Genomic DNA, 19473 nt, shown 5'->3' on the forward strand with positions numbered 1-19473 from the left:
AGGGCCGGTGAGCCGCTCGTCGCGGGCGCGCAGCCGCCTCGCCGTCCGATACTTCGACGACCGGATCCTGCTGACCGACTCGTCGGTCTGGGCCTACTTCCGGCTCCCCACCGTGAGCTACGAGTTCATCACCCCCGAGGAGCGGGAGGCGCTGGCCACCAACATCACGATCGCGCTGGCCGCGATCCGGATGCCCGACGCCGAGGTGCACCTGCGGGTGGCGCACCGCACCTACCCGGCCGCCGAGTGGGCGATGGCGCTGAACGCCACCTCCGACGAGGGGCCCGGCTGGCGCGACTACCTGGAGGAGATGTACCGGCACGTCTGGGCCAAGGACTTCTGGACCAAGGAGGTCTACCTCGGCGTACGGCTCGGCGCGCGGGGGCGTCAGCTGGGCACCGGGGTCCTCTCCCAGCTCTTCGGGATCTACCAGCGCAGTGAGAAGGCCCTGGGCGTCGAGGACGACCACGTCCCCAAAGCCGAGATCGCCAAGTGGTCCGAGCAGGCGGAGCGGCTGGGCAGGGCACTGGCCGCCAGTGCCCTGTACGCCAGGCACGCCACCTCCACCGAGATCGCCTGGCTGTTCCAGCACGCGGCGACCGGCTCGCTCGGCGACCCGCCGCCCTCGGCCAGTCCCAAGCGACGGTGGGGCAGGGGAGAGATCGAGTCACTGGTCGAGGGACAGATCCACAACGGCAGGTCGCTGCTGCGGATCGAGCAGCCGCAGGGCGACTCCTACGTGGCGTACCTGTCCTTCGCCCGCTTCCCCGACCTGATGCCCTTCCCGGACGGCGAGCCCTGGATGCACTTCGCCGACCAGCTCCCCTTCCCCGTGGAGATCAGTTCCAGGATGCGGCTGATCCCCCCGGTCAAGGCCAGCAAGGACGTGGCGCGCAAGCTCGCCCACGCACGCGACATGGACATCCACATCCGCGAGGCCGGCGCGGAGGCGCCGCTGGCGCTGGCCGAGCAGATCGACGCGGCCCGGATGCTCGAACACGGCATCACCAAGGAACGGCTGCCGTTCGTCTACGGCTGGCACCGGCTGATGGTGTCCGCCCCGACCGAGGAGATCTGCGTGCAGCGGGTCGAGGCGGTCGTCGAGCACTACCGTGACATGGGCATCGACGTCGTCAACTCCACCGGGGACCAGTTCTCGCTGTTCTGCGAGACGCTGCCGGGCGAGCGGGTCCGGGTCAACGCCTACGCGCAGCGGCAGCCGCTGCGCACCATCGCGGGGGGCATGGCCACGGCCACCGTCGACCTGGGCGACCGCATGGCCGAGGGCGGTTCCGGCTGGATGGGCCCGTACATCGGGGAGACCCTGGGCCGTGCCCGCAGCATCGTGCACTTCGACCCGCTGGTGGCGGCGATGCGCAACCGGCCGACGGCCATCGCGATCACCGGTGAGCCGGGTGGCGGCAAGACCACGCTGGCGCTGCTGATGATCTACCAGATGGCGTTGCGCGGCGTGACGGTCGCGGTGATCGACCCGAAGGGGGACGCCGACTCGCTGGTCCAGCTCCTGCGGAAGCGGGGCAGGAAGGCGCGGATCATCCCGCTGGGCTCGGCGGCGCCGGGCCTGCTCGACCCGTTCTCGTTCGGCGACGACATCGCGGCCAGGAAGACCATGGCCACCGAGACCCTGCGCCTGCTGCTCCCGCGCATGTCGGAGGAGCGGGAGTCGGCGATGATCCAGGCGGTCGCGGCGGTCGCCAACGGCGAGGACCCGTCGCTGGGCAAGGTCGTGGAGTTCCTGGAGCAGGCCGACGACGCCGCGTCCAAGAACCTGGGTGCGGTGCTCCGCTCGATGTCGGACATGCATCTGGCCCGGCTCTGCTTCGACCCGTCGGGCGGTGACAAGATCGACACTGAGGGGTGGACCACGGTCTTCACCCTGGGCGGTCTGACCCTGCCGGACGCCTCCACCGGCCGCGACGACTACTCCTACGAGCAGCGGCTGTCGGTGGCGCTGCTCTACCTGGTCGCCCAGTTCGCGCGGGGGCTGATGAACGGCCTCGACCGGAGGGCGCCCAAGGCGATCTTCCTGGACGAGGCGTGGGCGATCACTTCCACGCCGGAGGGCGCCAAGCTGGTGCCCGAGGTCAGCCGGATGGGCCGCTCCAGGAACACGGCGCTGGTGCTGGTCTCGCAGAACGCGGGCGACCTGCTGAACGAGCAGGTGACGAACTGCCTGTCGTCGGTGTTCGCGTTCCGCTCCACCGAACGGGTCGAGGTGGAGCACGTGATGGCGCTGCTCGGGGTGGAGCCCTCCGAGGAGCACAAGGCGGTGCTGCGCTCGCTGGGCAACGGCGAGTGCGTCTTCCGGGATCTGGACGGCCGGGCGGGCCGTATCGGGGTGGACCTGATCTCGGACGAGCTCCTGCGGTGGCTCGACACGAATCCGACGCACGACAAGCCCGACGAGAACGTGCGTGATCTTTCCGGGGGAGACAGAGGAAGTAGGCCGGGGACTGCGGCGCTGGAGGTGCGGTCATGAAGGGCTCCCGCAAGGGGCTGAAGGGTTCCCGCAACGCGAGGACTCCCCGCAGGGGACGACTACGCAGGCGGATCGCCATCTCGTTGGTGGCACTGGCCGCCTTCCTCGCACTGCCGCTGGTGTTCCCGGCGGAGACGTCCACCGCCGTCGCCGCGGCTCCCTGCGACCTGTCCCCGGACCTGTCGCCGGAGGTCGTGGACGGCGGCCTGGACGGCCTGATCAGGCCGGCGACGCCCACCGCGCTACAGGCGGCCGTCACGGAGGCGGGGCCGGCGACCGCGCCGAAGGGCAGTTACGCCACCTACGGCATGAGCGGCCAGTTCTGGCACACCCACCAGCTCGGCTGTGATGACGTGGTGGCCGTGATGGGCAACGCCATGGCAAACACGATCTTCACCTGGGCCAAGGCGCTGGACCGGCTGACCATCACGACCTACCAGGCCGCGGCCACCGAGGGCCCGCTGGACGCGATCAAGAACGTCGTCGACGACATCGTGACCAGCCTCGCCAACGCGATGTACTGGCCCTACCTGCGTCCGATCGTCATCCTCGGTGCCGTCTGGCTGGCCTGGTACGGGCTGATCCGCAAGCGTGCCACCACCACCGCCGAGGGTGTCATCTGGATGGTCCTCGCGGTCACGGTGGCGGTCTGGTTCTTCAGCCGGCCGGGTGACTTCACCAGCCTGGGCAAGGTCGTCACCGACAAGACCGGCGAGGTGGTCAACTCCGCCTTCGCCGGCCTGCCCGGCGCGGGCGGCACCTCCTGCCTGCCGAGCAAGGACGACCCCAACCCTCAGGTCAAGGGCGGCGGGTACGGCCAGTACGGCGTGCCCGGCGTCGAGCAGAACTCCGAGGCACTGTGGTCGACGCTGGTCTGCAAGCCGTGGCTGATGGGTCAGTTCGGCCTGGCCGACTCCAACACCCCGGTGGTCAGGGACTTCGGCCGGAAACTGCTGGAGATCCAGACGATCGACGCAGCCGAGCTGAGGGCGGATCAGACGGCCAGTACGAGCGCGCACCAGGAACGATACGAGAAAGAGGTCGCCGACAAGCTGCAGAACACGCCGTTTTTCTTTCTCTTCCAGGGCAAGGACTGGACCAACCGCCTGGGAGTCGCGATCGGCGCCTTCATGGCGGCGATGGTCGCCGGGTTGTTGATCTTCCTGGTGGCGGTCTCGCTGCTGGTGCTCAAGGTCGGGTTCCTGCTGTTGCTGATCATGGCGCCGGTCTTCCTGCTGATCGGCGTCCATCCCGGGTCGGGGCGGATCATCGCCATGCGCTGGGTGGAGATGCTGATCGGCACGCTGCTCAGGCAGGCGGTGCTGGCGTTGGTCCTCGGCGTGCTCGTGTACGGCTACGCGTTGATCATCTCGACGGCGATGCCGTGGGGGATGCAGGTCATGTTCATGGCACTGCTGACGATCGCGGTGTTCTTCTACCGGCGGCCGTTCCAGCACCTGTTCGCGTCCATGGACGGGCACACGATCGCCACGAGGATGCTCGGCGAGGCGGCCACCGCGCCGACCCTGCAACGGGCCGCGTCCGTGCTGCCGCCGGTCGCGGCGGCCAGGGTGGGCCGCTGGGGCATGCGCAAGGCCGAGCCGGTGCTGCAGGCGGCCGCGATGGCCGGCGGCGTCTCCGCCGCGACGACCGCCGCGGCGGTCGCCCAGGGCAAGCTCCGCGGGGAGGAGGGTGCCGCGGCGGCCACGCCCTCGGGTGCCCGCGTCCCGGCCGGCGCGCAGCCCGCGCCGCTCGACACCGACGCGCAGGCCAACGGGCGGCGGCGGGGGGCGGGCCGCCCGGTGGTCGCGACCCGTCCCGGTGCCGCGCCGCCGCTCAACCTCTCCCGTACGGGCACGGGGGGCGCCGGCGGCACAGCGGGCACCGGAGGCTCGGGGAGCACAGGCGGCACGGGATCGGCCCCGGCCAGGTCCGGGGGTTCCGCGGCGGGCGGCTCGGGCGGCTGGTTCGGCGGTCGTTCCGGTGGCGGCTGGGCCCCGCAGGGCGGCGGGTCCTCCGCGGGCGGCCGGTCGTCCTCCGGCCGCGCACCGGCCCCGTCGGGCGGTGGCGGCGGCGGTGGCCGTTCGGGCGGTGGCGGTGGCGGCCTCTTCGGCGGCGGCTCCCGGCCGTCCTCGACCTCGGGCTCCTCGGGCTCCTCGGGATCATGGCGCGGCTCCCCGGGGGCGGGCGGCGGTTCGCGCGGCGGCTCCCGGAGTTCGTCCGGTTCCGGCGGCGGCGTCTTCGGCGGCTCGGGAGGCTCCTCCGGCGGCTCCTCCAGGGGAACCGGCGGGTCGAGGGGCCGCGACACCGGGCACTCCGGCCGGTCGTCCGAGGCACCCCCGCTCTGGATCACCAGGCGCTCCGACCGGGGCCGGGAGGCCGGTGACACGGCCGCCCCGTTCTGGCTGCGCCCGTCGAGCTCGGACAAGGACTGACGATGACCGAAGGAGGCACCCGGCGGGGCGCCGTCTTCGCGGTGCTGGTCGCGATGCTCGCCGCGGTCGGGATCTACCTGACCGTGTGGTCCGGACCCGGCGACGACCCGCGGACCGGGGCCGGGCCGACCGGCGCCGACCGCACCGTGGCCGGGTCCGCGCAGGCTCCGCCCGCCGAACCCGCGCGTCCCGCGGCGACGGCGAGCAACGCCCCCTTCGACGTCTACTCCTACCTGCCGATGACCAAGCAGGAACTGGCCGCCGCCGCAGACTACGCGCAGCGCTTCACCGCCGAGTACGGCACCTTCCGCCACGACGAGGACCCGGCGGTCTACGGCGACCGCCTGAAGGGCTACACCACCGAGGAGTTCGCCGCGGTGCTGCTGCGCACCGTCACCTCGGCCGGGACGATCGAGGCCAACAAGGCGGACGAGATCGTCTCGGTCGGGTCGGCGAAGGTCAGCGAGATCCGGCAGATCGACAGCGCCTCCGTGGTGTTCGTGGTCGTCGGCACACAGGACGTCACGGCCCGGAGCGGGACGGCCCGGCGGACCGCCGAGTACGCCGTCACGCTCATCCAGGCCGGAACCGAGTGGCGGGTCCACGACCTCCAACCGGCGGACTCCGGCCAGGAGGGCGACGACCAGCCGCAGGAGGGTGTCACCGGATGAACGGCGTGACCGGATGAGGAACGGCAGGCATCTGCGTCTCGCGTTGATCCTCGGGGTCGCCGCGGCCTGCCTGATCACCTTGATCATGGCGCCGATGCTGATGGTCGGGAGCTTCCCGTCCTTCCCGTCCATCACCGGAGCGGGGCTGCCCGACTGCGAGCGGCTCGCGCAGGCGGCGGACGACCAGTCGGAGACCGCGACCTCGGACATCCCCGAGGAGTACCTGAAGCTCTACCGCGAGCACGGCAAGAAGATCGGCGTGCAGTGGAACGTGCTCGCCGGGGTGGGCAAGCGGGAGACCGACCACGGGCGCTCCACGCTCCCCGGCGTGCGCAGCGGCACCAACTACGCGGGCGCCGCCGGGCCCATGCAGTTCCTGATCAGCACCTGGGGCGGCAAGCCCAAGATCAAGATTCCGTCCACGTTCAACGGCTACGCCTCCGACGGCGACGGGGACGGCTGGGCCGACGTGTACAACCCGGCGGACGCCATCCTCGGCGCGGCGAAGATGCTCAAGCGCAACGGCGCGCCGGAGAACGTGCGCCGCTCGCTGTTCGTCTACAACCGGGCCTGGTGGTACGTGGACCAGGTCATGGAGATCGCCGGCAAGTACGCCGAGGACGGAGACGTCGACACCCCGCCGGAGTCGGAGGAGACGTGCGACGAGCCGCTGGTGGCGGAGGCGCCCAGCGACACGGTCGCCGAGATCCTGGAGTACGCCCTCGCCCAGCGCGGCAAGCCCTACATCTGGGGCGGCACCGGACCGGCCGGGTACGACTGCTCCGGGATCGTCTACATGGCCTACCGGAACGCCGGCCTGTCCATCCCGCGCACCACGTTCGGCCAGTGGCCGTTCGGCGAGCGGATCGAGGCGGGTCAGGAGCAGGCGGGAGACCTCGTGTTCTTCAACTCCGGCCCCGGAACCAGCCTCAACAATCCCGGGCACGTGGGCATGGTGGTCTCACCGGGCAAGATGGTCGAGGCCCGGTGCCGCCTGTGCGGGCCGATCAAGGTCACCACCTACCGCGACCGCACCGGCATCGTGGGGTTCACCCGGCCCCTGCAGAACCCGCAGGTGCTGGAACAACTGAAACTGAAGGAGCAGGGCTGACAGAATCGCATGCCATGAATCCCGTGGACACGATCGTTGTGGGTGCCGCCATCGTCGACGGTGACGGGAGGCTGCTCGCCGCCCAGCGCGCCGAGCCGCCCGAGCTGGCCGGCGGCTGGGAACTGCCCGGCGGGAAGGTCGATCCGGGGGAGGACGAGTACACAGCGCTGCTCCGCGAATGCCAGGAGGAGCTCGGCGTCGTGATCAAAGTCGGTGACCGGGTCGGCGGTGACTGGCCGCTGAACGGCGGGTACGTGCTCCGGGTCTGGCTGGCGGAGATCGTCGGGGGCAGCCTGGAGGCCCGCGAGCACCTGGAACTGCGCTGGCTGAGCGACGGCGAGCTGTACGACGTACCGTGGCTGCCCGCGGACCTGCCGATCGTGCGGGCCGTGCAGAAGGCCCTCAACGAGGGGTGAGGCCGTCGCGACGCGGGGCGATCGACTCCGCGACGTGACATAACTGCTACTCTGCGTAGCGATGTCGCGTGTCCGTATCGGGGAACGGAGAGATGCGGTGGCCGTGTGGTGGCGTGGTGCCCGGATCGTGTCGGTGTGCGGGGCGGGGGTGTTGATCCTCGGCGGGGGCTCGGCGGTGTACGCCGTCGGGGCCGACGAGCCCGTCCCGTCACCCCTGGATCTGGTCGCCGCCGTCAGGGACGGCGTGTGGTCGACGTGGAGCCGTCCCGGTGAGGCGATCCGCTTCCGGGTGCGGCTGGACGGGCCGGGCACGGGAGTGCGTCTGGCGCTCATGACGACGCCCGCCGGGGCACTGCGGGGCGTCGAATGCCCGGTGAGGACCGAGCCCGCCGTCCTGCCGCCGAAGGGGACCGCGGTGTGCGAGGTCGGCGACCTCCCCGCACAGGGCGGGGCGGTCGACGTGCTCCTCACCGTCCCGGACGGGTCACGCGACATCACGGTGACCACGGTGGCCACGATGCGCGGGCCCGGCGGCCGGACGGTGACCCAACAGGCCCGCGGCGCGATCCGCGGTGCGCGGGCCGGGGCCGCCGCGGAACCCGTCCGGCCGGCCGCCGGGGGGAGGGCCGGCGAGGCCGTCCACGACTTCCTGCTGGAGGTCCTCGAACGTTCCTTCACGCCGTCGGTGGCGCGACCGCCCGGGGAGCCGGCGGCTTCCGGCGCAGGTGTCGGTGTTCCGGGTGCCGGTGTTCCGGGGGTAGGCGCTGTGGGTACCGGTGTGCCGGGCGTCCGGTCGCACGCGGACCCGCGGGAGGTGGCGGCGGTTCCGGGCGGCGACACGGAGGTTCCGGGCAGCCGTCCCGCCGGTCCTCCCCCCGCCACCGCGTCCGGGGCGTCGGAGGCACCCGGCACCGGGTCGCGGGCGGCCTCCACCGTTCCCGATTCCGGGCACCCGGATGTCGTGCCCGGCTCCCGGGGGCCGGGTTCCGTATCGGGGCCGTCGGCCGTTCCCGGTGCCGGGCAGCCGAGCGCGGTGTCCGAGCCGCCCACGATGTCTGGGACGTTCGGCATATCCGGGCCATCCGCGATGTCGGCTTCCAGGCCCCGGGTCGGGCCCGCTTCCCAGCCGCGCCACAGGGGTCCGCAGGTGGCCGCACCTCGGGCCGCCCACCGACCGGCCGCCCACCGGGCCCTGATCGGGCAGGCCGGCGACCGGGTCTCCGGCGGGCAGGCCGGCGACCGGTGGGGGCCTCGGCACGAAGCCGTCGGGCGGTCGCTTCCGGCGCAGGCGACCGCGGCGGTGCCGCAGCCGCCGGCGCAGGCGGGCGTGATGGCTCCGCCGGCGCAGGCGGGGGCGATGGCTTCGCCGGCGCAGGTGGAGGGGCAGGCGTGGGCCGGGGGGCAGGGCGAGGTGCGGGCCGAGGTGGTGATGCCGGACCAGGTGCCCGCCACGGCGTCCGGGACCGGGCCGGGCAGGTGGGGCGGCTCGGGAGTGCGGCTGCCTCAGGCGGCGCCCGCCCCCGTCACGGCGCAGCCGTACGCCGCGGCACAGCCGTATGCCCCGGCGCGGGATTCCGGAGCACCCGGCGCGCCGCTTCCCCGGGACGTCGACGGACCGAGGAGGGACGCCGCACCGGTCGCCCAGTCAAGTCCGGTGCTGACAGGAGCGCAGGGCCTTCCGGCCGTCGCGGGTGCGGTGGGAGCCCTGTTGGTCCTCCTCTGGCTACAGGACAGGCACCGTCGGCGAAGCCGTTCGCGATCCGTTTTGTAAAACGTGATTTACTGTTACTTTTGCCCAACTAGAATTTCCTCGACGTGTTTCATGCGGGATACAGCGGAGGGCATCGGTGGCGCGTGCACGACGTGCGGCAGCTGTCTCCGCAGTTGCCATGTCCCTGGGTCTCAGCGGTGCCGTGCTGCTGGCCGTGGCGCCGTTCGCCGGTCTCTCCCAGGCCGACTCGGTCGCGAGGGTCGCGGTCGCGCAGCTCACCGAGATTCCCGGGTGTGACGTCGATCCGGCGGGGCCCTGTGACACGGAAGAGCCCACGCCGGTCGTCACCGTCACGACGACCGTGCCCCCGGAAGGCGGTACGGAGACCCCCGCGCCGCAGCAGACCGTGACGACCACGGTCATCGTCCCGCCGAAGACGAAGACACCCACGACCCAGGCTCCGCCGCCGCAGACTCCGCCGCCGCAGGAGACGGTCGCGCCTCCGCCCCCGGTGGTGCAGCCGACGCAGGCTCCGGTCATCCCGACCGCGACCCCGCCGGTGACCCCGCCGCCGGAGAGCGACCCTCAGTTCCCCAACTCCACACCGGACCAGGGCATCCCCAGCGCCGAGACCACACCGAGTCTCGGCCCGGTGTCCCCGGAGGGTGCCTCCAGCGCGACGCTGGAGATGCGCAACGCGGGGTCCGAGTTCGACGGCGCCACGCTCAGCCGCCAGCTCGCCCTCCCGGCGCTGATCCTGGTGTTGCTGGTGCTGTTCGCCGTGCTGATCTTCGAGGGCAGGCTTCGTCGTCTGGCCCACGCCGCGGCCGTCCGGCGCGCCGGTCCCCGGCCTACGGGTTACCACGCGGACCCGATGCCTCCCGCCGGGTATCCGGCCGCTCCCGCCTACGGGCCGAGCATGCCCTACCAGACCGGTACGGCCTACGCGCCGATCATCAGCCTGGTGCCCATGCAGATGTACTCCCCGGTCTATCCGGAGAGCTATCCGCCGGAGCAGTTCCAGTACCCGTACGATCAGGCGACCGCCCAGTATCCGTACGGGCAGCAGACGGCACAGTACGCATACGAGCAGCAGACGACGGGGTTCGTGCCTCAGCCCGGTCAGGAACAGCAGCCTGGCGCGTACGGTCAGGCTCCGCATGGCCCGATGGGACATCCCGGTCAGGCGCCGTACGGTCAGGCGGGTCAGCCCGGCCAGGTGCCGTACGCTCCCGTGGATCAGCCCGGCCAGGCCCCTCATGGCCCCATGGGTCAGCCAGGGCAGGTCCCGTACGGCCCGGGTGAGCAGGCCGGGCATGAGGTCCATCCCGGGCAGCCGGGACAGGGCGGCCCCTCGGCGGCCTTCCACGATTCCGGCGTCTCGCCGTCCGGCCCGGTGCCGCACGAGGGCGGCCGGCCTCAGGAGCCGTGGCAGGGGCGTCCGGCCGAAGGACCGCAGCCGTCCGGGCCGGATCCGCAGCACGGCCCCGGCCAGCACGGCCCCGGACAGTATGGTCCCCAGGCCGGCCCTGAACAGGGCGGCTCCGGGCAGCCCGGTCCCGAACAGGGCGGTCCGGGTGTGCCGCCGCCACCGGGCCCGGGTGTGGAGTTCCGTCCCTTCGGCCCGGAGCCGGGTGAGGGGCACCCCGCGCGGGGGACGACCGAGTTCGCCGGTGCACCGTTCCCGCAGGAGCCGGGGCAGGGCGGCCCGTGGGCACCCGGTGCCCCGGGTCCCCAGCCGCCCGGTGCTCCGGGCCCATACCCACCCGGTGCCCCGGGTGCCCAGCCGTTCGGCGGTCCGGGCCCCTACCCGCCCGGCGGTCCGCAGCCTCCCGGCGGCCCCGGTCTTCCCGAGGAGCCGGGTCAGACGGCCACCTACCCGCTCCCCGGCCAGGACATCGACAAGAAGAAGCGCGGCCTCTTCCGCCGCTCCAAGTGACCGATTCCGCCGTTCCACGTGACCGGGTGAGGCGGGGCGAAGGGGCGGTGGCGCCGCGCCGTTCTCCGGGAGGGTGACCCGCGGGGTCACCCGCTGTGGCACACGTGCACCGGCCGGTGAGACGCCCCGGCGCCGCCCCGCGGGTGCGGGGCGGCGCCGGGGCACGGGTGCGGGGCGTCAGCTCTTCGTACGGGAGCGCTTGAAGATCTTGTTGCCCAGCCAGACCAGCGGGTCGTACCTGCGGTCGACGACGCGCTCCTTCAACGGGATCAGCGCGTTGTCAGTGATCTTGATGTGTTCGGGGCAGACCTCGGTGCAGCACTTGGTGATGTTGCAGTAGCCCAGGCCGTGCTCCTCCTGCGCCGCGTCCTTGCGGTCGGCGACGTCGTACGGGTGCATGTCCAGCTCGGCGATCCGCATGAGGAAACGCGGGCCGGCGAAGTTCGTCTTGTTCTCCTCGTGGTCGCGGATCACGTGGCAGACGTTGTTGCACATGAAACACTCGATGCACTTGCGGAACTCCTGGGACCGCTCGACGTCGATCTGCTGCATGCGGAACTCGCCCGGCTTGACGTCGGCCGGAGGGGTGAAGGACGGGATCTCTCTCGCCTTCTGGTAGTTGAACGAGACGTCCGTGACCAGGTCCTTGATCACTGGGAACGCCCGCATGGGCGTCACGGTGATCGTCTCGTCCTCGGTGAAGGTGGACATGCGGGTCATGCACCCGAGCCGCGGCTTGCCGTTGATCTCCATGGAGCAGGAGCCGCACTTGCCCGCCTTGCAGTTCCAGCGGACGGCGAGGTCGGGGGCCTGGGTGGCCTGGAGCCGGTGAATGATGTCGAGGACGACCTCGCCCTCGTTCACCTCCACGGTGAAGTCCTCCAGCTTGCCCTCGCCGCCCTCGCCCCGCCACACGCGGAACTTCGCCTTGTAACCCATGGCTACTCCCCGGCCAGCGCGTCGAAGGCGGCCAGCTCTTCGTCGGTGATGTACTTCTTCAGCTCGTCGCGCTCGAACAGCCTGATCAGGTCGTCGCGCATCGGCTGCTGGACCTTCTCTTCGACGGTAACTCCGGAACCGTCCGGTGCGAGCGCGCAGACCAGGAGCCTGGTCCGCCACTCGGCCGACATGGAGGGGAAGTCGTCGCGGGTGTGACCGCCACGGCTCTCCTCGCGGAGCAGCGCGGCCCTGGCCACGCACTCGGAGACCAGGAGCATGTTGCGCAGGTCGAGCGCGAGGTGCCAGCCGGGGTTGTAGATGCGGGTGCCGGCGGCGCCGACGCCCCGGGCACGTTCCTTGAGCTTCTCCACCGCCTCCAGCGCCTCGGTGACCTCCTCCGCCTTACGGATGATGCCGACCAGCTCGTTCATGGTCCGCTGCAACTCTTGGTGGACCTCGTAGGGGTTCTCGCCCGAACGCTCCAGCGGGGCCAGCGCCTCGGCCCGCGCCTCGGCCACCGACTGCTCGGCGACCTTGGGACGGGCGGCCAGCCCGTCCACGTACGCCGCCGCCCCGGCGCCCGCGCGGCGGCCGAACACCAGCAGGTCGGACAGCGAGTTGCCACCCAGCCGGTTGGAGCCGTGCATGCCGCCGGAGACCTCGCCGGCCGCGAACAGGCCGGGCACGTCCGCCTCGCCGGTGTCGGCGTCGACCTCGACGCCGCCCATGATGTAGTGGCAGGTCGGCCCGACCTGCATGGCCTCCTTGGTGATGTCGACGTCGGCCAGCTCCTTGAACTGGTGGTACATCGACGGCAGCCGCCGGGTGATCTCGGCGGCCGGGAGCCGGGTGGAGACGTCCAGGTAGACGCCGCCCTGCGGCGACCCGCGACCGGCCTTCACCTCGGAGTTGATGGCCCGCGCGACCTCGTCACGGGGCAACAGCTCCGGCGGTCGCCGGTTGTTGGCCTGGTCGGTGTACCACCGGTCGGCCTCCTCCTCGGTGGTGGCGTACTTGTCCTTGAACACCTCGGGGATGTAGTCGAACATGAAACGCCGGCCCTCGGAGTTCTTCAGCACCCCGCCGTCGCCGCGGACGGACTCGGTGACGAGGATGCCGCGGACGGACGGGGGCCAGACCATCCCGGTGGGGTGGAACTGGATGAACTCCATGTTGATGAGCTTCGCCCCGGCCAGTAGGGCGAGGGCGTGCCCGTCTCCGGTGTACTCCCAGGAGTTGGACGTGACCACGTACGACTTGCCGATGCCGCCGGTGGCCAGCACGACCGCCGGGGCGTCGAACACGATGAGCCGGCCGTTCTCCCGCCAGTAGCCGAAGGCCCCGGCGATGACGCCGTCGTCCTTCAGCAGGCGGGTGATCGTGCACTCCTGGAAGACCTTGATGAACGCCTCGGCGTCGCCGTGCTGCTTCTCGTCCTCCTGCTGGAGCGCGACCACGCGCTGCTGCAGGGTACGGATCATCTCCAGGCCGGTGCGGTCGCCGACGTGGGCCAGCCGCGGGTACTCGTGCCCGCCGAAGTTACGCTGGCTGATCTTGCCGTCCTTGGTGCGGTCGAACAGGGCACCCCACGCCTCCAGCTCCCAGACCCGGTCGGGGGCCTCCTTGGCGTGCAGCTCGGCCATCCGCCAGTTGTTGAGGAACTTGCCGCCGCGCATCGTGTCGCGGAAGTGCACCATCCAGTTGTCGTCGGGGTTGACGTTGCCCATGGCCGCGGCGGCACCGCCCTCGGCCATGACCGTGTGCGCCTTGCCGAACAACGACTTGCAGACGATCGCGGTCCGTTTGCCCTGCTGGCGGGCCTCGATGGCGGCCCGTAGCCCTGCGCCGCCGGCACCGATGACGACGACGTCGTATTCGTGACGCTCGATTTCCACGGGTGATCCTTACGCGAACGGGAAGGCGACGATGCCCTTGGCGACCAGGCGGACGTAGAGGTCGGCGCCCATGACGGTGAACATCGAGACCAGGGCGAGTTCCTGGTGCTTGGCGTTGAGCTTGGAGACGAAGCCCCATGCGCGGTACCGGACCGGGTGCTTGGAGAAGTGGTTCAGGCGCCCGGCGGTGATGTGGCGGCAGGAGTGGCACGACAGCGTGTACAGGTTGATGAGGATCGCGTTGACGATCAGGATCCAGGTGCCGAGGCCCGCCGGCTTCGCGATGAGGGCTTTGACCGCGTCGTAGGCGAGGACGAGGCCGATGACGATCGCCGCGTAGAAGAAGTAGCGGTGGATGTTCTGCAGGATGAGCGGGAAGCGCGACTCACCGGTGTACTTCTTGTGCGGCTCGCCCACCGCGCACGCGGGCGGCGACAGCCAGAACCCGCGGTAGTAGGCCTTGCGGTAGTAGTAGCAGGTGAAGCGGAACCCCGCGGGCAGGCCGAGGATCAGCAGGCCAGGCGGCAGGGTGTACCAGTCGCCGAACGGGGCGAACCCGAACAGCCGCGCCTCCTCCGGGCAGCTCGTCGCGAGGCAGGGCGACGCGAACGGCGCGTGGTAGGGGGACACGAAGTAGCTGGTATCGAAGATCGCCCACGTGGCGTAGACGAGGAACGCTGTGAAGATGATGAACGTCACCAGTGGATAGCGCCACCACTGGTCGGTACGCAAAGTGCGCTCTTTGATCTGCGCACGCTGCCTTCTGGCCGGGCTCTCGGCCGCTGTCTGGGTCATCGAGACCTCTCCACCTCCCGCGGACCCTGCTCGCCAGGGGGTCCGGGTCGCTTCAGTTGGGCGGCACGCGGGGCCATGGTCGCGCCGGCTCACACGTGCGCGCGCATGTTGGTGGGGCTACGTTACGCCTGACCCCCGGGGTTGTGTGAGAAGGGTCACTCACATTTTCGCTGGCCAAGTGTGATTCCTGTCACGTTGGTCAGGGGGAGGTCACGGGCCCGCGACGTCTCACCAGGTGAGAAGCGCCGCGGGCCCGGGCCGGAGGCGCCGGCCGGGGCGGGCGGTCCGGCCGCGGTGACGAGGAGGGTGTCGTGAGCCGAAGGCGCCGGTGGCCGAGGCGGGCGGTCCGGCCGCGGTGACGGTGAAGGTGCCGCGGCCCGGAGGCGTCGGTGGCCGAGGGCGGAGGAGGTGGGCAGGCCGGCCGGGGCGACGGAGAGGGTGCCCGCGGCCCGGGGGCGTCAGTAGCCGTGGTCGGAGGTGGGCAGCTTGACCACGGTGACGAAGAAGTCGTCGATCCGCCGGACCACGTTGATGAACTGGTCGAAGTCGACCGGCTTGGAGACGTAGGCGTTGGCGTGCAGGTTGTAACTGCGCAGGATGTCCTCCTCGGACTCCGACGTGGTCAGCACCACCACCGGGATCCTGCGGAGGTTCTCGTCGGCCTTGATGTCCTGGAGCACTTCCCGCCCGTCCTTGCGGGGCAGGTTGAGGTCGAGGAGGATCAGGTCGGGCCGGGGGGCGTCGGCGTACTCGCCCTCCCTGCGGAGGAAGGCCATGGCCTGTTCGCCGTCGTTGACCACGTGCAACTTGTTGCGGACCTTGTTGAGCTCGAACGCCTCACGGGTCAGCAGCACGTCGCCCGGGTCGTCCTCGACCAGAAGGACGTCGATCCAGCGCAGGTCATTCATTGGTCTCTCCTGGAGGAAGGGTCCAGCGGAAGGTCGTGCCGGGTCCGTCGGCAGCCTCGGTGTCGACCCAGATCCGGCCACCGTGATATTCGACGATCTTCTTGCAGAGTGCCAGCCCGATGCCGGTGCCGGCGTACGCGTCCCGTCCGTGCAGGCGCTGGAAGATCAGGAAGATTCGGTCAGTGTACTTGCTCTCGATGCCGATGCCGTTGTCGGTGCAGGAGAACTCCCACATCTCCCCGGTGCGCCGCACCCCGATGTGAACCCTGGGCGGCTCCCCGGAGTGGAACTTGATCGCGTTGCTGATGAGGTTCTGGAACAGCTGGGTGAGCTGCGACCGGTTGCCGTGCACCTCGGGCAGCTCGTCGAAGGTCACCTCCGCCCCGGCCTCCTCGATCCGTGCCTGGAGGTTGTTCAGCGCGGCCTTGAGGGGGACGGTGGCGTCGATGGGACTGCGCTCGCCGCCGATCCTGCCGACCCGGGAGAAGTCGAGCAGGTCGTTGATCAGTAGCTGCATGCGCTTGGCGCCGTCGACGGCGAAGGCGATGTACTGCCGGGCCCGGTCGTCGAGCTGCTCGCCGTAGCGCTGCTCCAGCATCTGGGTGAAGCTGGCCACCTTGCGCAGCGGCTCCTGCAGGTCGTGGCTGGCGACGTAGGCGAACTGCTCCAGCTCTCCGTTGGAACGCCGCAGCTCGGCCGCCTGCTCCTCCAGCTTGCGCTGCGTGTCGGCGACCCGGTGCCATTCGGCGATCATGCGGTGGCGCATGGCGTCGACGTGGCCGGAGAGCTCGGCCAGCTCGGCGGGGCGTTCGACCTTGAGCACGTGGTCGAAGTCTCCCTGCGCGACCGCGCGGACCTGGCCGCTCAGCTGGGCCAGCGGGTTGAGCACCGCGTAGCGGACGACGACCACCGCGACGGCCCCGGCCAGGAGCAGCACCCCGGCCACTCCGGCGAGCGCGAGGTAGAGGACGCGCCAGTCGTGTTCGAGCCGCGCGCCGCCCATCGCGTGCAACTCGTTGAGGTGACCCTGGAGGGCGGCCAGCGACTGCCGGATCTCGTTGAACCGGGCGGCGTTGACGGGGGCGTTCTGCTTGTTGGTGGCGTCGGTCTTCATGGTCGGGACGGAGGCGATGAGCTTCTCGGCGTAGTCGCGCCGCCACGACTCCCCGGCCTGGTGCAACCGTGCGACCTCGGCGGTGACCGTCTCCCGCTCCGGCATCCGGGGGAGCAGGCCGGTGAGTGCCCGCAGCGAGGCCGCCTCGGCGGCGACCGCGTCGCGGTAGCCCCGCAGGGAGGCGTCGTCGTTGGTCCTGCCGTACGCCCGCACCGAGCTCTCCTGCGAGGTCAGCGCGTTGGAGATCTCCAGGATGCGGAGCGCGGCGGGGTCGATGACGTCGATCACCGTCTCCCGGGTCTCGCGCGTCTGCTCGATCACGGAGATCGTGACGGCCGCCGCGATCACGAAGGCGAGCGCGATGCCCGCTCCCGCGATCGTGAACCAGCGTCCCACCGGGAGCCTGCCGAATCCCGTCGCGGGTGCGGGCTTGGGCAGCGGCGGCAGGCCGGAGGTCGGGGCACTGCCGGTGGCCGGAGCGGGGCCGGGAGCCGGGGCGTCACCGGAGGCCGGGGCGGTACTGGAGGTCGGGCCGCCGCCGGTGGCCGGGCCGCTGCCGGGAGCCGGAGCGTCGCCGGAGGTCGGAGCGGTGCCGGGGTCGCCGGTCATCACCGTTCGCGCCGGGAGATGAGGACGGTGGCCAGGTCGTCGCTGAGCGCGTCGCGGTTCAGCTCGGTGACCCGCTCGATGAGGCGGTCGAGGTTGATCCCGCCCTGCTCCTGGATGATCCGCAGCAGTCCTTCGGTGCCGAGCAGGTCGGGCCCGCCGCCGACGGTGGCCTCGATGAGGCCGTCGGTGTAGAGCAGCAGCGACCAGTCGTCGCCGAGCGGTACCTCGATCTCCGACCACTCCACACCCTTGAAGATCCCGAGCGGGGGGCCGGAGGGCGTGCCCGGCACCACTCCGAGCTCGCCGTCGCGGATCAGCAGCGGCGGCGGATGGCCGACCACGTGCATCCGCGCGACGTCGAGCGCCGGGTCGATCGTGGCGATGCACAGGGTGGTGAAGATCTCCGCGGACTTGCGTTCCAGGCGGAGCACCGCGTCGAGGGTGCCGAGCAGGTCGTTGCCGCTGTGCCCGGCCAGCACCAGGGTCCGCCAGGCGATCCTGAGGGAGACCCCCAGCGCCGCCTCGTCGGGGCCGTGTCCGCACACGTCGCCGACCACGACGTGCACGGCGCCGTCGGGGCTCTGCACGGTGTCCCAGAAGTCGCCGGCGAGCAGGGCACGCCTGCGGCCGGGCAGGTAGCGGGCGTGGTGTTCCAGGGAGTCCGTCGTCAGCAGCGGGACCGGCAGCAGCCCGCGCTCCAGCCGGGAGTTCTCCTTGGTGAGCAGCTCGACCTCGACCAGTTTGCGCTGGGCCAGGTCGGCGCGCTTGCGCTCGATCGCGTAGCGGATCGCCCGCGCCAGCAGCCGGGCCTCCACGTCCTGTTTGACGAGGAAGTCCTGGGCACCCGCGGCGACGGCCTCCACCCCGACGTGGGTGTCGTTCAGGCCGGTCAGCACGAGCACGGCGGCGTGCGGTGCCGCGGACAGCACCTGCTCCAGCGCCTCCAGACCGGTCGCGTCGGGCAGGGAGAGGTCGACGAGCACGCAGTGGACGTCCTCGGTCAGCCGCTCCAGGCTCTCGGCGAGGCTCCGCACCCAGATGATCTTCGGCGGGTTCTCCGTCTCGCCGAGCAGCTCCTCCACGAGGAAGGCGTCGCCCGCGTCGTCCTCGATCAGGAGGAGCGTGAGCGTTTCATTGGGAGGGGCGGTCACTGACGCCTCTTCGTGAGATCGGGGGCACCTGCTTTATCGGTATGCAGAATAGTGTGACACCAGGACCTACAGGCGTGATCGATCCCCGCGGCCCGCCGCGTGGCGCCTGCCGTGCGGGTCGCTCCCGCCCCCACTCCGCCCCGTCCCGCACCCTCGTGCCCGTCCCCGCCCTGTGTGGCGGGTGGGTCACGTCTCCGGGCCGATCAGCTCCAGTCCCTGGGGGAGGCTGCCGTCGTGGGCGGCCTCGGCGAGGAAGAACAGCAGCGTCGCCCGGAACGCCTGAGCCGCGCGGGTGGGTTCGACGTCCTTGCGGTGCGCGATGGCGACGGTACGGCGCAGCCCCGGCGGCGCCAGCGGGGTCCCCGTCAGCCCCGGCCGCCCGTCCAGCACCATGGAAGGGACCAGCGCGATCCCCAGCCCCGCCTCCACGAAACGCAGCACGGCGTCCATCTCCCCGCCCTCCACCGCGAACCTGGGCTCGAACCCCGCCTGCCGGCACGCGCTGATCGTGGCCTCCCGCAGGTCGTACCCGCGCCGGAACATCACCATCGGCTGCCCGCGGAGCTCCTCGATCCGCACGTACGGCTTGCGGACATAGGCGGTGGACGGCGAGGCGACGACCAGGTTCTCGCGCAGGATGTCCTCGGTGACCAGGGAGGGGTCGTCGCTGTGCAGCGGCATGATGATCAAGGCCAGGTCGAGCTGGCCGCGCGCCAGGGTACGGACCAGGTCGCGCGAGCCGCCCTCCTCGACGAGCAGCTCGATGCCCGGATAGGCGTCGTGGAACCTGGCCAGCGCGTCGGCCAGCAGCCCGGCGCACAGCGAGGGCGTGGCGCCCAGCCGGACCCGGCCCCGGCGCAGCCCGGCCAGCTCACCGACCTCGCTGCGCGCGGTCTCGGCGTCGGCGAGCATCCGGCGGGCCAGCGGCAGCAGCGCCTCGCCCGCGGGGGTCAGCGTGACGTTCCCCCGGGCACGGCTGAGCAGCGGAGCGCCCAGCTCGGCTTCCAGGGCTTTGATCTGTTTGCTCAGCGACGGCTGTGCGACGCGCATCCGCTCGGCGGCCTGGGTGAAATGCCGAGCCTCGGCGACCGCCACGAAATAGGCCAGTTGCTGAAGCTGCACGCTTCCTTAGCGTACGGACCCCTCGGTGCCGGAGTCAGGACGGCCCCCGCGGCGGGTGACGATGTGAGATTGCTCGCACTGCCCACCCGGCCGCCGCGCCGCAAGCGGCGTGGACGCAGAGATGATAGCCGCAGGCTATGGAAACCACATCCACGAT

The 19473-nt window shown here is 71.3% G+C and carries 14 protein-coding genes; 7 read left to right on the forward strand and 7 right to left on the reverse strand.

Annotated features, from left to right (window positions below):
• The first annotated feature begins 7 nt into the window (after positions 1–7).
• The 7 genes from F4562_RS20850 (at position 8) to F4562_RS20880 (ending at position 10783) form a co-directional block, all read left to right on the forward strand.
• Positions 8–2500, forward strand: coding sequence for an ATP-binding protein (locus F4562_RS20850; RefSeq protein ID WP_184544930.1), 2493 nt, complete (start codon positions 8–10; stop codon positions 2498–2500).
• A complete protein-coding gene (locus F4562_RS35915; protein WP_184544932.1) occupies positions 2497–4935 on the forward strand; it encodes a type IV secretion system protein in 2439 nt (812 codons plus the stop codon). Before F4562_RS20850 ends, F4562_RS35915 begins: the two co-directional genes overlap by 4 nt.
• Before the next feature lie 2 nt (positions 4936–4937).
• The gene (locus F4562_RS20860) at positions 4938–5606 is read left to right on the forward strand and encodes a hypothetical protein (protein ID WP_184544934.1); all 669 of its coding nucleotides are present in this window, start codon (positions 4938–4940) and stop codon (positions 5604–5606) included.
• 13 nt (positions 5607–5619) lie between these two features.
• Positions 5620–6717, forward strand: a complete 1098-nt coding sequence (locus F4562_RS20865; protein ID WP_184544936.1) for a C40 family peptidase — start codon at positions 5620–5622, stop codon at positions 6715–6717.
• A 14-nt stretch (positions 6718–6731) separates the two neighbouring features.
• Positions 6732–7133: a (deoxy)nucleoside triphosphate pyrophosphohydrolase gene (locus F4562_RS20870; RefSeq protein ID WP_184544938.1), complete on the forward strand. Its 402-nt coding sequence runs from the start codon at positions 6732–6734 to the stop codon at positions 7131–7133.
• Positions 7134–7194: 61 nt separating this feature from the next.
• Positions 7195–8904 carry a hypothetical protein gene (locus F4562_RS20875; RefSeq protein WP_184854786.1) on the forward strand — a complete coding sequence of 570 codons (1710 nt, stop codon included), beginning with the start codon at positions 7195–7197 and terminating at the stop codon, positions 8902–8904.
• Between the two features lie 118 nt (positions 8905–9022).
• Positions 9023–10783, forward strand: coding sequence for a PAT1 family protein (locus F4562_RS20880; protein ID WP_184544942.1), 1761 nt, complete (start codon positions 9023–9025; stop codon positions 10781–10783).
• 177 nt (positions 10784–10960) lie between these two features.
• On the opposite strand, the gene F4562_RS20885 is transcribed toward F4562_RS20880, so the two are convergent.
• The 7 genes from F4562_RS20885 to F4562_RS20915 form a co-directional block, all read right to left on the reverse strand.
• Complete coding sequence (locus F4562_RS20885; RefSeq protein ID WP_184544944.1) at positions 10961–11722, reverse strand: succinate dehydrogenase/fumarate reductase iron-sulfur subunit; 762 nt, start codon at positions 11720–11722, stop codon at positions 10961–10963.
• A 2-nt stretch (positions 11723–11724) separates the two neighbouring features.
• Complete coding sequence (locus F4562_RS20890; RefSeq protein WP_184544946.1) at positions 11725–13617, reverse strand: fumarate reductase/succinate dehydrogenase flavoprotein subunit; 1893 nt, start codon at positions 13615–13617, stop codon at positions 11725–11727.
• Positions 13618–13626: 9 nt separating this feature from the next.
• Positions 13627–14412 carry a succinate dehydrogenase subunit SdhC gene (sdhC, locus tag F4562_RS20895; RefSeq protein ID WP_184544948.1) on the reverse strand — a complete coding sequence of 262 codons (786 nt, stop codon included), beginning with the start codon at positions 14410–14412 and terminating at the stop codon, positions 13627–13629.
• Between the two features lie 458 nt (positions 14413–14870).
• A complete protein-coding gene (locus F4562_RS20900) occupies positions 14871–15320 on the reverse strand; it encodes a response regulator (protein WP_184544950.1) in 450 nt (149 codons plus the stop codon).
• Positions 15313–17043 carry a sensor histidine kinase gene (locus F4562_RS35105; protein WP_246473495.1) on the reverse strand — a complete coding sequence of 577 codons (1731 nt, stop codon included), beginning with the start codon at positions 17041–17043 and terminating at the stop codon, positions 15313–15315. The genes F4562_RS20900 and F4562_RS35105 overlap by 8 nt, the downstream gene beginning before the upstream one ends.
• Positions 17043–18194, reverse strand: coding sequence for a PP2C family protein-serine/threonine phosphatase (locus tag F4562_RS20910; RefSeq protein WP_184544952.1), 1152 nt, complete (start codon positions 18192–18194; stop codon positions 17043–17045). Before F4562_RS20910 ends, F4562_RS35105 begins: the two co-directional genes overlap by 1 nt.
• Before the next feature lie 186 nt (positions 18195–18380).
• Positions 18381–19316: a LysR family transcriptional regulator gene (locus F4562_RS20915; RefSeq protein WP_184544953.1), complete on the reverse strand. Its 936-nt coding sequence runs from the start codon at positions 19314–19316 to the stop codon at positions 18381–18383.
• Between the last annotated feature and the right edge of the window lie 157 nt (positions 19317–19473).

The organism is Streptosporangium becharense (assembly GCF_014204985.1).
Taxonomy (GTDB): Bacteria; Actinomycetota; Actinomycetes; order Streptosporangiales; family Streptosporangiaceae; genus Streptosporangium; species Streptosporangium becharense.